This is a genomic window from Streptomyces sp. NPDC003248 (assembly GCF_055563235.1).
The window spans coordinates 122,738-136,180 of the sequence record NZ_JBVHDT010000009.1; the positions used below are offsets into that span (position 1 = coordinate 122,738).

12 protein-coding genes are annotated in these 13,443 nt (G+C 74.7%); 5 read left to right on the forward strand and 7 right to left on the reverse strand.

The window, feature by feature from the left end; all coding sequences use genetic code 11:
• Window positions 1-95: 95 nt before the first annotated feature.
• From ACZ3KJ_RS21940 to ACZ3KJ_RS21955, 4 genes are all read right to left on the reverse strand, one after another.
• Window positions 96-422: a nucleotide pyrophosphohydrolase gene (locus ACZ3KJ_RS21940; RefSeq protein WP_467529252.1), complete on the reverse strand. Its 327-nt coding sequence runs from the start codon at window positions 420-422 to the stop codon at window positions 96-98.
• Entirely contained in the window at window positions 419-1,594 is a 1,176-nt protein-coding gene (locus ACZ3KJ_RS21945; protein WP_467529253.1) for an AAA family ATPase, read from the reverse strand. Before ACZ3KJ_RS21945 ends, ACZ3KJ_RS21940 begins: the two co-directional genes overlap by 4 nt.
• Before the next feature lie 108 nt (window positions 1,595-1,702).
• Complete coding sequence (locus tag ACZ3KJ_RS21950; RefSeq protein ID WP_389515582.1) at window positions 1,703-2,098, reverse strand: cell division protein SepF; 396 nt, start codon at window positions 2,096-2,098, stop codon at window positions 1,703-1,705.
• Window positions 2,099-2,150: 52 nt separating this feature from the next.
• Window positions 2,151-3,365 carry a pyridoxal phosphate-dependent aminotransferase gene (locus ACZ3KJ_RS21955; RefSeq protein ID WP_467529255.1) on the reverse strand — a complete coding sequence of 405 codons (1,215 nt, stop codon included), beginning with the start codon at window positions 3,363-3,365 and terminating at the stop codon, window positions 2,151-2,153.
• A gap of 641 nt (window positions 3,366-4,006) precedes the next feature.
• Here ACZ3KJ_RS21955 and ACZ3KJ_RS21960 point away from each other — a divergent pair.
• Window positions 4,007-4,192, forward strand: a complete 186-nt coding sequence (locus ACZ3KJ_RS21960; RefSeq protein WP_467529257.1) for a hypothetical protein — start codon at window positions 4,007-4,009, stop codon at window positions 4,190-4,192.
• 206 nt (window positions 4,193-4,398) lie between these two features.
• On the opposite strand, the gene ACZ3KJ_RS21965 is transcribed toward ACZ3KJ_RS21960, so the two are convergent.
• Genes ACZ3KJ_RS21965 through ACZ3KJ_RS21975 form a run of 3 tightly spaced genes read right to left on the reverse strand, consistent with a single transcriptional unit; the run spans window position 4,399 to window position 7,926 of the window.
• Window positions 4,399-5,901, reverse strand: a complete 1,503-nt coding sequence (locus ACZ3KJ_RS21965; protein WP_467529259.1) for a GMC oxidoreductase — start codon at window positions 5,899-5,901, stop codon at window positions 4,399-4,401.
• Window positions 5,902-5,941: 40 nt separating this feature from the next.
• The gene (locus tag ACZ3KJ_RS21970; protein ID WP_467529260.1) at window positions 5,942-6,862 is read right to left on the reverse strand and encodes a sugar phosphate isomerase/epimerase family protein; all 921 of its coding nucleotides are present in this window, start codon (window positions 6,860-6,862) and stop codon (window positions 5,942-5,944) included.
• On the reverse strand, window positions 6,859-7,926 hold the full coding sequence (locus ACZ3KJ_RS21975) for a Gfo/Idh/MocA family protein (protein ID WP_467529261.1): 1,068 nt from the start codon (window positions 7,924-7,926) through the stop codon (window positions 6,859-6,861). The genes ACZ3KJ_RS21970 and ACZ3KJ_RS21975 overlap by 4 nt, the downstream gene beginning before the upstream one ends.
• A gap of 179 nt (window positions 7,927-8,105) precedes the next feature.
• Here ACZ3KJ_RS21975 and ACZ3KJ_RS21980 point away from each other — a divergent pair, with 179 nt between their 5' ends.
• The 4 genes from ACZ3KJ_RS21980 (at window position 8,106) to ACZ3KJ_RS21995 (ending at window position 13,372) form a co-directional block, all read left to right on the forward strand.
• Window positions 8,106-9,374, forward strand: a complete 1,269-nt coding sequence (locus ACZ3KJ_RS21980; RefSeq protein ID WP_467529262.1) for an ROK family protein — start codon at window positions 8,106-8,108, stop codon at window positions 9,372-9,374.
• 248 nt (window positions 9,375-9,622) lie between these two features.
• A complete protein-coding gene (locus tag ACZ3KJ_RS21985; RefSeq protein WP_467529264.1) occupies window positions 9,623-10,984 on the forward strand; it encodes an MFS transporter in 1,362 nt (453 codons plus the stop codon).
• A gap of 112 nt (window positions 10,985-11,096) precedes the next feature.
• Window positions 11,097-12,434: a C-glycoside deglycosidase beta subunit domain-containing protein gene (locus ACZ3KJ_RS21990; protein WP_467529266.1), complete on the forward strand. Its 1,338-nt coding sequence runs from the start codon at window positions 11,097-11,099 to the stop codon at window positions 12,432-12,434.
• Window positions 12,435-12,532: 98 nt separating this feature from the next.
• The gene (locus tag ACZ3KJ_RS21995) at window positions 12,533-13,372 is read left to right on the forward strand and encodes a class I SAM-dependent methyltransferase (protein WP_467529268.1); all 840 of its coding nucleotides are present in this window, start codon (window positions 12,533-12,535) and stop codon (window positions 13,370-13,372) included.
• Window positions 13,373-13,443 lie beyond the last annotated feature (71 nt).

A 13,443-nucleotide genomic window follows, 5' to 3' on the forward strand; every position in this document is an offset into this window, starting at 1 on the left:
TCGGTTTCGATCGTCCGAACAACTCCGGAGAGTGATAGCGGATGATCGTGCTCCTGTGGCGTCGCCCCGCGGCCTCACGGCCCCGCGGCCCCGCCTCACGGCGCCGGGAACCTGCCCTCGTTGCGGTCGATCTTCGCGTCCAGCGCCGCGAGGGGGTCGACCCCGAGCACCTCGCACAGTTGCAGCAGGTACGCGAGGACGTCGGCGATCTCGTCCGTCACCCGGTGCGCGCTGTCCGGGTCGTCCATCACCCGGGCCGACTCCTCCGGTGTCAGCCACTGGAAGATCTCGACCAGTTCGGAGGCCTCCACGCTGAGCGCGGAGGCGAGGTTCTTCGGGGTGTGGAACGGCTGCCAGTTCCGCGCGGCCGCGAACTCGGCCAGCCTGCGCTGCAACTTCGCCACGTCGAGGTGTTCTGTCACGGGTCAAGGTGTACCACCGTGACGCCGTCGGTCCCGGCGGCCCAGGAGGCGTCGCTCACCGCCCCCACGCAGCGGAGGTGCCCGCGCCGGCCCGCGCGGACCGCGAGCCGCAGCAGTTCCCGGCGCTGGCGTACGTCCAGCGCGCGGTCGAAGCCGTCGGCGAGGACGGTGAGGGCGCGCATCGCGTCGGGCACCTCGCCGGGCGGGTCCACGTCCAGCACGCCGGGGCCGGTCAGCAGCACCAGGGCGAGCGCCAGGTAGCGCAGTTCGCCGTCGCCGAGGCGGGCCAGCTCGGTACGCCGGGCGGTACCGCGGTCGAGCACGGCGCGGACCGTGCCGTCGCCGAGAGGTTCGGCCCGCACGTCGGTCACCGGCCCGGCACAGCCGCCCCGGACGGCGGCGACGAGCTGCGCGTGCCGTCGGGCGCACTCCGCGCGGGTGCGCCCGACGACGTCGGCGAGGTTGTCGCAGCCGCCGAGCAGCCGCCCGGAGCCGGCGGGCACGGGACCGCGCATCCGTTCGGGCCGCGGGTCGCAGGCGAAGACGGAACGCAGGGCCACCAGCATCTGTTCGGCGGCGGCGAGGACACGGCGCTGCCCGTCGGTCCGGCCGGCCACGCGCAGCGGGAGCAGGGCGGTGCCCAGGCGGTCGTCGGGGAGCGGGGCGCGGGTGACCTCCGACGGGCCGGCGGTGTGCCAGGCGGCCTGCACGGTGCGCCGGCCCGGATCGCGCAGGGCCGTCTCCAGCAGGACGAGACCGCCCGCGCTCAGCCGCTCCCCCACCACGCGCAGGTCCGGTTCGGCCTGGACGGCGAGGTCGAGCCGGACCGGGCCCGCGGGACCGTCGGCCGTGCAGCCGATGCGGAAGCCCCGCCGGCGCCGGCCGTCGGACCGCGTCCCCTCCGGCACACAGGCCGCCGGATCCGGGAACACCTCACCGAGCCGCGCACCGGCCGCGAGCCGGGCGAGCGCCTCGTACGCCCGCAGCGCGGTCGTCTTGCCGCTGCCGCTGGGCCCGGCGAGGAGGGTCACCGCCCCGATCGGCACCCCGGCCCCCCGGTGCCCGGCGAAGGCGGACAGCCGCAGCTCGGTGACACAGGGGCGGGCGGGGCGCGGCACGGGGAGGACCGCGGGGGTGGTGGACGCGGTGCCGGAGGGGGACGGGAGGGCCATACGCGGACCGTAGGGCTCCCGGCGCGCGGCGAACCGTTCCACCCTCGTGGGCTTCCTACGAACGGGCGACCGCGGCCGCCGCGGAGGGACGCGCCGGGGCGCGCCGCCTCACACGCCGGGGACCCCGGCGCCCTGCATGATCCCGCTGACCTCGGTCCCCGGCGGGGTCAGCAGGAACACGTTGCGGTCGACCCGGTGCATCCCGCTGGCCAGGCCGAAGACGACGCCCGTGGAGAAGTCCAGGACGCGTTTGGCCACCTCGGTCTCCGCGCCGGTGAGGTCGAGGAGGACCGGGATGCCCGCCATGAGGGTCTCCGCGACCTCACGGGCGTCCGCGAAGACGTTGACCCTGAGGACGACGAAACGACGGCGGGCCGCCGTCTCCGCGTCCGGCAGGGCCCGGTGGCCGACCGACGACGGCCAGGCGTCCCGGCCCCGCAACGGAACGACCTGAGCAAGCCCCTCCCACTGTTCATCGGTGACGTCGTAACGGTTCACCGGCACCCCCCGGACTCGCTCTCACTCAATGCCTGCACCAGCCAATTCTTACGCCAAGTCACCCGTTCGGCCCAACAACGACACGGTCCGCGACATTTCCCCGCAGCGATGCCACGAACTTCTCCAGCCGGGCGACGCCCTCACGGAGCTCGTCGGCCGACGCCGCGTACGAGAGGCGCACATGGGTGTCCGCCGTGCGCACGCCGAAGTCCCGGCCCGGGGTGAGGGCGACGTGCGCCTCGTGCAGCGCCCGCTCGCAGAACTGCCACGAGGTGAGGCCGGTGCCGCTGACGTCGAAGTAGACGTAGAACGCCCCGTCGGGCGGGACCGGGACCGGCAGCCCGGCCCGCTCCAGGCCGTCGAGGACGATCGCGCGCCGCCGCAGGAACGCGGCGCGGCGGTCCTCGCAGACGGCCAGCGACTCGGGGGTGAAACAGGCCAGCGCGGCGTGCTGCGCGGGGGTGGAGGCGCAGAGGAAGTAGTTCTGGGCCAGGCGTTCGATCGCCGGGACGAGCGGCTCCGGGACCACGCACCAGCCCAGTCGCCAGCCGGTCATGCCGAAGTACTTGGAGAAGCTGTTGACGACGACGGCGTCGGGGTCGTGCGTCAGCGCGGTGCGCGGCGGCCTGCCCCGGTCGTCGTGGTCGCCGAGGTCGAGGTAGATCTCGTCGACGAGGCGCCACGCGTCGCGCTCGCGCGCCAGGTCGCACAGCTCGGCCAGTTCACCGGCCGGGACCGAGGTGCCCGTCGGGTTGGACGGGGTGGCGACCATGAGGCCTCGGGTGGCGTCCGTCCAGTGCGCGCGCACGGTGGCCGCGTCCAGCTGGTAGCGGGTCCCGGCCGTGGTGGGCACGAGGGTGACGCGGGCGCCGAAGCTCTCGACGATCTGCCGGTTGCAGGGGTACGAGGGGTCGGCGATGAGCACCTCGTCGCCCTGGTCGACGAGGGCGGCGGTGGCCAGCACCAGGGCGGCCGAGGCACCGGCGGTGACGACCACCCGGGCCGGATCGACCTCGACTCCGTGCCGGTCGCCGTAGAACCCCGCGATCGCCTGTCGGAGGGCGGGCAGGCCCAGCGCGGCGGTGTAGGCCATGGGCCTGCCGTCCATGGCCTCGCGCATCGCCTCCCGCACGGCCGGGGGTGCGCCGAAGTCGGGTTCGCCGAGGTTGAGCTTGACGACGTGGTGCCCCTGGGCCTCCAGCGCGGCGGCGTGCTTGCCGAACTCCATGGCGTAGAAGGGGGCGACGGCCCGGGCGCGTTGCGAGATCCTCATGTGGCGGTCTCCGGCTGGCTCGATGACGAACGGACGAACAGGTGTCAGGACGAGCCGGCGGTGCGGACCGTCCCTGCCATCGTCGCCGACGCGCCCCCGGTACGGCTCCGCGGGCCCCGACCCTACGGGGGGAGGGCAGGCCTCTGCGCTTTGGGCGGGGGCGTAACCGGAGCACGGGGGCGGACCCGGAGCGGGGGCAGAACGGGGGCGGGAGCGGAACCGGTGCGGAGCCGGTGCGGGGGCGGTGCGGGGGCGGGGCGGTGCGGGGGCGGGACAGGGCGTGCACGGGCTCGTGCGTCGGCGCGAGCGGCGTCGGCGCGAGCGGCGCCGACGGGGGCACGTGCCGTGCCGTCGGATCTCGGCGAGAGCCGGACGACGCGGGCGTGACCCGTGCCCCGTACGTCGGTGCAGGCCGGGGACGCGGGCGCGTCCCGCGCCACCGGACGAGGTCCGGCACGCCGTACCCCGTACGCGACCGGCGTCGGCGGCTCGGTCGCGCGCGCCTCGGGCCCCCGGGGTGAGCCGGCCCACCGGTGGGGTGCGCCGCACCTGCACACGTGCCGGCCGACGGGGAAGGGCGGTGAGGAGAGCGCAGGGCGCCCCCACGAGGCGGCCGGGGCGGAGGACGACCGCACGCGCCCATGAGGCCGCCGCCCAGAAGACCGGTCGCCGACAGGGCACGACGGCCGGTCCCGGCGGCCCGGCCCGGCAGCCGGTACGGCAGCCCGCACGGCATCCCGTACGACGGCCGGTACGGCGGCCGGTACGACGGCCGGTACGACGGCCCGCACGGCAGCCGGTACAGCGACCCGTACCGCAGCCGGTAGAGCGGCCCGCACGACAGCCCGTACGGGGTCCACCCCCGGCAGCCGACCCCCGCGAACAGTCCGTCCCCGCCCGCACAACCGCACGGCCCCGGCGGAGCCGCCACCCGCACGACCGCACGGCCCCCCGCAGGAGCCGCCCCCGACGGTCGGGCGGTGGCTCGCGCTCGGGCCGCCCCGCGGTCGGTGCGGTGTGGGAGGCGCGTCGCTCAGTGCGTCAGGTGGTGGACCAGTGCCCCGGCGCCCCGGGAGGCCAGGGCGACCGAGGTGAGGGTGGGGTTGCAGGCGGTGGCGGTCGGGATGACGTTGTTGCCGGCCACCCAGAGGCCGACGGTGTCCCAGACGCGGCTGTGGGTGTCGCAGACGCTGGTGCCGTCGTCGGCCGGGCCCATGCGGGTGGTGCCCTGGTAGTGCAGCGAGCTGCCCGCGGGGAGGAGTATCGGGGCCTCGCCGAGGGGGATGCCGAGGGTGGCTCCGGCCTCCGCGACGGCCTTCTTGGCGGCCTCGATGGTGGCGAGGTCGCGGTCGGTGTAGCGGTAGTGGATGACGGGGGCCGGCATGCCGAAGGCGTCCTGTTCGCCGTCGCTGAACGTGACGCGGTCGTCGGCGGTGATGTCCTTGGCGCAGAACCAGCCGAGTCCGACGATGCTGCCCGGTTCGACGAGCGCGTCCCCGGCGAGGGGGACGGGGGAGGCGTCGAGCTGCATGACCTGCCCGTGGAAGGGCCGGTCGTCGGTGAAGGGGACCCAGCTGACGCCGCTCTGCGGGATGATCCCGCCGTCGTCCTGCCGGGTGCGGTCGGTGACGGCGCGGTGCGCGGTCACGAGGTCGTCGGGGAGCCGGACGGCGTGGACGATCTGCGGCTGGTCGTTGAGGTGGCGGCCGAGCGCGGCGGGGCGGATGCCCGAGGCGTGCAGGATCTGCGGGGTGCGCAGGGCGTCCGCGGCGACCACGACGGCCCATGCGGTCACCGTCGCCTCCCGGCCCTCCCCTCCGTCCCCTCCGTCCCCTCCGTCCTCCAGGTCGCGGACGGCGACGCCGGTCACGGTGCCGTCGTCGTGCAGCACGCGCACGCACAGGCACCGGTCGACGATGTCGACGCGGGGGTCGTCGGCGGCGGGGCCGAGCACGACGTCGGTGCCGCTCCAGACGCCCGTGCCGTCGGGGCGGGTGGTGACGGCCAGGGGCATGGGGGCGACGCGGCGGGACGCGGGGCGGCCGGTGTCGAAGTGGTCGGCCAGGCGGCGCCGCACCTCGTCGGCGAAGGGCGCCGTGTCGAAGGCGTGGGCGCTGACGTGCAGGAGCTGTTCGGCCCGGGTCAGGTGGCGGTCCATCTCGTCGGCCGGGACGAAGGGGATGCGTTCGCCGCCCCCGGGGCGGGGGCAGGCCGCGGTCCAGTGGGCGCCCATGCCGCCGACGTTGGTGGAGACGGCGGCGGCGGGCATCTCCGGGGTGCCGAGGAGGCGGGTGCCGGGGCGGCCGGGCGAGGCCGGCGAGGGGCCTTCGGAGGCCCGCTGGGCGCGGGCGCGCAGCCCGTCGTCGGCGATGTTCTTCACATGGCCGCCGGGCGGGTCGGTGATCCGCGGTCCGGCCTCGACGAGGAGGATCCGGGCGGTGGGGTGCTGTTCGAACACCTCGCGGACGTAGGTGCAGCCCGTGGGGCCGCTGCCGACCACGACGACGTCGTAGTCGTATGCCGGGGGGAGGGACATGGTTCGGCTCCTGGGTCTGGGGCGGCCGGGCGGTTCGGGGTCAGCCGGTGATGAGCGGCCGCAGGGTGTGGTGGGCGATGGTCAGTCCCTGGCACACCTTCTCCGGGGTGCCTCCCCACAGCGGGTCCTCGTGCTCGACGGAGAGGGTGCCGGTGAAGCCGGCCTCGTAGAGGCGGTCGACGACGCGGGGCCAGTCGACCTGTCCGCGGCCGGGGACCCGGTAGCGCCACCAGCCGGTGGCCCAGGGGTCGCCCTTCTTGTCCGTCGTCCCGAAGAACCCGTAGCGGTTGCGGGCCACGGGGTCGATCTCGATGTCCTTGGCCTGGGCGTGGGCGATGCGGTCGGCGTACGGGGCGATGGTCGCCACCGGGTCGATGCCGATCCACATCAGGTGGGAGGGGTCCCAGTTGAGGTGGAGGCCGAGGGAGAACATCCACTCCCACAGCTCCGGCGAGTAGGCGATGTTGCCGGGGTGGCCGTCGGGGTGCCAGCCCTCCATGACGCAGTTCTCGATGACGATCCGCACGCCGCGTTCGCCCGCGTACTCGACGAGTTCGGGCAGGACGCGCTCGGCCTCGCGCTGGTTCTCGGGGACGCTGCGGGCCGGGTCGCGGCCGATGAACGTGCCGACGCAGGGGACGTCGAGGGCCTGGGCGGCGTCGATCGCGCGCTTGAGGTGCTCGCGGATCTCCGCACGCCGGGCCGGGTCGGGGTGCAGGTTGTTCTCGTAGTAGGCCAGGGCCGAGATACCGAGGCCGGTGCGGTCCAGGAGGGCGCGGACCCGGTCGGCCTCGCGGGGGCCGAAGCGGGCGACGTCGATGTGGGAGGCCTCGAAGTCCCGGCTGCCGGTGCCGGGCCAGACGGCGACCTCCAGACGCTCGTATCCGGCGGTGGCGGCCCAGCCGGCGATGCGGTCGAGCGACCAGGTGGGCAGACAGGCGGTGAGCATGCCGAGGTTCATCCGGGGATCTCCGTCCAGGTGGAGCCGGCGGCCGCGGAGCGCGTCACGGCGTCGGTGACGCGGGCGGCGCGCAGGCCGTCGGCGAAGGTGGGCAGGCCGTCGGGCGCGTCGCCGCGGACGGCGGCGTAGGTGTCGGCGACGAAGTCGGCGAAGCACTCGTGGTAGCCCTGCGGATGTCCGGCCGGCAGGGCGCCGGGGCGCTCGTGCGGGCGGGCCGGGTCGCGCAGCAGGACGCGGTTCTCGGCGCGCCCGCCGATCCGCAGCCGCTCGGGGTCCTCCTGGTCGAAGGCGTAGGAGGCGTCCGGGCCGTCGAAGGAGAAGGTGAGCCGGTTCTTGGCGCCGGCGCTGGCCTGGCTGACGACCAGGGAGCCGATCGCCCCGGCGTCGGTGCGGAAGGTGACGACCCCGCCGTCCTCGGTGGTGGTCCGGCGCCCTCCGCGGACGGGGTGCGCGGTGCCCAGGGTGGCCTGGAGGGCGGTGATGCGCTGGCCGGTGACGAACTCCATGAGGTCGCACCAGTGGACGCCGATGTCGCCGAAGGCGCGGCTGGCGCCGCCCAGGGCCGCGTCGACGCGCCAGTTGTCGGCCGCCGGGTCCGCGAGCCAGTCCTGGAGGTAGGTGCCGTGCAGCAGCCAGGGGGCCCGGGCGTCGGCGGCGAGGCGGGAGCGGGCCAGGCGGACGGAGGAGTAGAAGCGGTACACGAACGGGACGGTGGCGACGGCCCCGGTATCGGCGGCCAGGCCGGCCAGGTCCGCGGCCTGCTCGACGGAGACGGCCAGCGGCTTCTCGCACACCACGTGCTTGCCGGCCTCCAGGACCCGCCGGGCCATGGGGTGGTGCAGGTGGTTGGGCGTACACAGGTGTACGACGTCCACGTCGGAGTCGAGCACCCGCTCGAACTCCACGGGTTCGGCTCCCGGTACGGAGGCGGCCAGGGCCTTCGCCCGGTCGGCCGAGGAACCGGCGACCAGACGCACCTGCCCTCCGGCGGCGCCGACGGCCCGTGCGTGCACGGCTCCCATGAATCCGGTGCCGACGATGGCGGCCCTGACCGGCTGTGGCATACGGCTGCGTCCTTGCTGCTCCGCTGGGCTCGGCAGTGCTCTGCTCTGCCGAGCCCGGCAATGCTCTGCTCTGCTGTGCTGTGCTCAGTTACGGGTGAACACCCCCACTATTGCACGCGGCATGCAAAAGTCGTCAAGGGTTGGGTCCACGGCGGCAGAAGTACGCGATGATTCCCGGTATGACACGCCGTACTCCCACCGCAGTCGACCACTACGACGCCCTGTCCGCCGTCGTGCGCATGGTCCGCTCGGGACGCGCCCGCACCCGGCCCGAGCTGGGCGCCGCCTCCCTGCTGGGCCGCACGGTGATCTCCCAGAGGGTCGAGCAGGCCATCGAGCTCGGCCTGCTGGAGGACGCCGAGACCGGCCCGTCCAGCGGCGGCCGCGCCCCGCGGCAGTTGCGCTTCAACGCCGGGCGCGGGCTCGTCCTCTCCGCGGTGCTGGGAGCCGCCGCGCTGGACGTGGCGGTGACCGACCTGGACGCCCGCGTCCTGGAGCACCGGCATCTGGAATGGCCGATCGCCCGCGGCCCCGAGGAGACCCTGACCGCCCTGGACGCGGAGTTCACCGGCCTGCTGGAGACCCGCCGGGACACCCCGCTGTGGGCGATCACCCTGGGCGTCCCGGGCCCGGTGGAGTTCTCGACCGGGCGCCCGTCACAGCCGCCGATCATGCCGGGCTGGGACGGCTTCGACATCCGCGGCCGGCTCCAGGGACGGCACCGGGCTCCCGTGTGGGTGGACAACGACGCCAACCTGCTGGCCCTGGGCGAGGCCCGCGCCAGCGGCACCGGCGCCGACGAGATGATCTTCGTGAAGGTGGGTACGGGCATCGGCGCCGGCCTCGTCAGCGGGGGGCGCGTGCACCGGGGCAGCAAGGGCGCCGCCGGTGACATCGGGCACGCCCGGGTCCTGGAGGACAACTCGGTCATGTGCCGGTGCGGGCGGACCGGGTGCCTGGAGGCGCTGGCGGGCGGCTGGGCGCTGGCCCGCGACGCGGTGACGGCCGTCCACGAGGGGCGCAGCCGCTACCTCGCCGAGATCCACGGCGCGCACGGCGAGATCACCCCGGCCGACATCGGCCGCGGGGTCACCGTGGGCGACGCCTGGTGCCTGACGGCGGTCGCCCGGGCCGCGGAGCGGGTGGGCAGCCTCATGGCGACGCTCGTCAACTTCTACAACCCCGCCCACCTGGTCTTCGGCGGCGGCGTCCTGACGGTGGGGGACGCCTTCCTGCGCGTGGTGGACCACACGGTGCGCAGCCGCTCGCTGCCGCTGGCGGCGACGGACCTGGTGATCCGCGGCTCCACGCTGGGCGACCTGGGCGGCGTCGCGGGCGGGGCGCACCTCGCCGTGGAGACGCTGCTGTCGGCCGACGCCATGGCGGCGTGGACACCGCTGGGCAGCCCGTCCGCGGTCGACCCGGACCGCCTGACGGCCGGCGCCTGATCCCCGAGGACACCCCGCGGCACCCGGGACACACTGCGACACCCGGGGCACCCTGCAAGGAGGGAAACGGCACACATCCAGCACATCACCACCCCGAACCATTGACTTTGGCTTGCGGCAAACATAAGTTCCGTCACCGACGGGCGATTCCGGACGAGTCTCGCCCGTCGTCAACGGCAGCCGCCCCCGTCCCCCGGCCTCATGCCCCTCCAGGCGGCGCGCCCCCTCCCCATCGAAGGGACTCGACGATGAGTGCCGCATCCTCCCCCGCCACCGGCGCGCCCGCCGGCGCTCCTCCCGCCGCCGTACGGCCGCTCGGCCGCGCCGCACAGCTGGGATACGGGCTCGGAGACCTGGCGTCCAACCTGACCTGGACCACGCTCACGGCCTTCCTGCTGTTCTTCTACACCGACGTCGCCGGCCTCGCCGCCGCCGCGGCGGGCACCGTCCTGCTGCTCGGCCGGATCGCCGACGCGGTGATCGACCCGCTCGTCGGCCTCGCCGTCGACCGCACCCGCAGCCGCTTCGGACGCGCCCGCCCCTACCTGATCTTCGGCTCCCCGGTGCTGGCCGCCGCCTTCGCCCTGGCCTTCACCTCCGTGGGCAGCGGCACCACCGCGGCCGTCTGGGCCGGGGCGACCTTCGTCGCCGTCGGCATCAGCCACTCCCTGGTGAACGTGCCCTACGGCGCGATGCTGCCGATGCTGACCTCCGACAACGACACCCGTCTGAGGATGAGCGGCTACCGGTTCGTCGGCGCCTCGCTCGGACTGATCGCGGTCTCCGTGGCGGTCATGCCGCTGGTCGGCCTGCTGGGCGCCGGCGACCTCGGGCGCGGCTTCACCGGCATGGCCGTCGTCTTCGGCGTCGCCGGCACGCTGCTGTACTGGGCGGTCGCCGCACTGTGCCGCGAGCGGGTCGCACCCCAGGCGCCCGGCGAGGACACCGCCACCGGGCCCGCCGTCAAGGCGCTGTTCGGCAACCGGCACTGGCTGGGCGTGTGCCTCTCCTCGCTGGCCGCGTTCGTACGCCTCGGCGTGATCACCGCCGGAGCGGTCTACTACGCCCGGGACGTCCTGCACGACACCTGGGCCACCACCTACATCCTCCTCGCCTTCTCCCTCTCCGCCCTGGCCGGCTCCCTGGTCACCCCCTGGGTGCTGCGCCGCACCGGCAAGCGCCGGGGCATCGTCCTGGGCCTGGTGGCCACCGCGGTCCTCTACGCGCTGCTGTTCCCGCTCCACGACAGCCCCGCCGCGTTCCTCGCCGTCTTCCTCGTCGCGAACCTCCTCGGCGGCTTCGGCCTGGTCGCGGCGCCCGCCCTGGTCTCCGACACCGTCGACCACCACGAGTCCCTCACCGGCCGCCGCGACGAGGGCCTGCTGTACGCGGGCTACAGCTTCGCGACGAAGGTGGGCACCGCGCTGGGCGGCACCTTCTTCGCCTGGGCGCTCGCCTGGGGCGGCTACCACGCCGACGAGGTCAGCGCCGGCGCCTCCACCGCCATCGAGTGGGCCTTCGTCGGCCTGCCGCTGGTGCTGTGCCTGGTGCAGGCGGCGTGCATGGCCCTGTACGACCTCGACCGCCCCGCCCCCTCGCCGACGGCATGACGCACGGGCTGCCCCGCCACCGGCCGGACAGCCCCGCCACCGGCACGGGCAGCCCCCGCCCCCCACGGCTCCCGCACCCCCGCACACTCCCGCCCCTCCCTCATCTCCCCCCATGAGCAGTCCGAGAAAGGACGAGCCGACGGTGCTCGAACGCAACATCATCCAACAGCGCGGCTTCCGCAACGTCGTCGAGAACGGCGCCGTCACCGGCTTCCAGCTGCACCTGCGCAACCCCAACTACCGGGGCATCGCCGGAAGCCTCGTCGACGGCGTCGAGGTGATCGTCGACGGCGAGAAGCACCCCGCGGACCGGACCCGGTGGACCCTTCAGGGCCGTACCTTCACCCTCGACGAGCTGCGCGCGAGCACGGACGTCCGCTGGGAACTCGACGAGGTCGCCGTCGTCACCGTGCCCCGGCCGGGCGGGCTGGCCGCGGGCACCCACCGCATCGACGTCGCCGTCCACCTGCGCCGGCCGTACATCCCCGAGGTCGCCGGCCCCTCCGTCTTCCGGTCCTCCGCGACCGGCACCGTCGTCCCCGCGACCGGCGGCACGAGCGGCCTCACGGCCGGCGGCACGAGCGGCCTGAGGTACGGTGTCTCGCTCTACAGCTACTCCGGCGACCTCTACACCTCGATGACCCTCGAGGACGCCATGGCCGACATCGCCGACCTGGGCGCCACCGGCATCGAGATCCTCGGCGAGGGCAACATCCCCGGCTACCCCCGCCCCGACGCCGCCTGGGTGCGCGACTGGCACGGCCTGCTGGAGCGGTACGGCCTGACGCCGACCAACTACGGCTCCTGGGTCGACACCTCGATGTGGCGCGAGCGGGACCTCACGGCCGAGGAGGGACGCGCCCAGCTGGAGACGGACCTGCGGCTGGCCAAGGAACTCGGCTTCACCTCGATCCGCCCGAAGTTCGGCGTCGTCTCCCCGGAGCTCGAACCCCACCCGATCTGGCAGCCGGCCGTCGAACGGGTCCTGGACCTCGCCGCCGACCTCGACATCGTCATCTGCCCGGAGATCCACAGCCCCACCCCGATCAAGAACCCCGTCACCCAGGGCTACCTCGACTTCATCGACCGCACCGGCAGCGAGCACTTCAAGCTGCTCATCGACACCGGCATCTTCCAGACCGCCCCGGTGGACGACGGCCACGAGGGCTTCGAGGGCAAGAAGCGCCCCCCGTTCCTGGAGCCCCTGGCCGTCCCGATGGCCGACCTCGTGGACGTGCTCCCCCACGTCCACTTCATCCAGGCGAAGTTCTTCGAGATCGACGACCGGCTCCACGACCTGCACATCCCCTGGGACGACATCGTCACCACCCTGCGCGACGCCGGCTGGAGCGGCTGGCTGTCCAGCGAGTACGAGGGCCGCCGCGAGCCCTACCGCGGCCGCGACCAGGTACGCCGCCAGCACGCCCTGCTCCGCACCCTGGACGCCTGAGGTCCGGCCGGCGTGCGCGTCGGCCGCACCGGCCGGGAACGCGGACGGACCCTCCCCGTTCCCGGCCGGTCCGTCGGCGGAGCCGCTAGCCTCACCGCATGCCCGACGACACCCCGCAGGCCGGACGCGACGACAGACCCGACGAGGCCCGGCGGGCGCGGCTGAGCCGGATCTTCGACGAGGACGCGGAGCTGTACGACCGGGCCAGGCCCGGCTACCCGGCGGAGCTGTACGACGATCTCGCCGGCCTCACGGGGCTCCGCGGCGGCAGCCGCGTCCTGGAGGTGGGCTGCGGGACCGGACAGGCGACGGTGCCCCTGGCCCGGCGGGGCTGCCGGATCACGGCCGTCGAGGCGGGACCGCAGATGGCCGCCGTCGCCCGCCGCAACCTGGCCGGGGCGACCGCGGTGGAGGTGGTCACGGCGCGGTTCGAGAGCTGGCCGCTGCCACCGGAGCCGTTCGACGCGGTCGTCTCGGCGACGGCGTTCCACTGGATCGCCCCGGCCGTGCGGGTGGCCAAGGCCGCCGACGCGCTGCGTCCGGGCGGGGCGCTCGCCGTGGTGCGCACCCAGCACGTGCGGGGCGGCACCGAGGAGTTCTTCGCCGAGGTCCAGCGCTGCTACGAGCGCTTCGACCCGGACACGCAGCCGGGGCTGCGGCCGCCCGCGGCCGCCGGCGTCGACGGCTCGGACCACGCGCGGGAGGTCGCGCGCAGCGGCCGTTTCGGCCCCACGGTCTTCCGCCGCCACGAGCGGGACCTCACCTACACCACGTCCCGGTACCTGGACCTGCTGCGGACCTACTCGGGCCACCGCGCTCTGCCGGAAGCCGCCCGGAACGGGCTGCTCGCCTGCATCGGGGCCCTGATCGACGGGACGTACGGCGGCCGGGTGACCAAGCGCTACCTCATCGAACTGGGGGTGTCGTACCGGCGGTGACGCCGGACGGTCACCCGGGTGGGAGGGACGCGCGGGCGGCGCCCCGAATGACGCGCGGGTGACATCGGGCG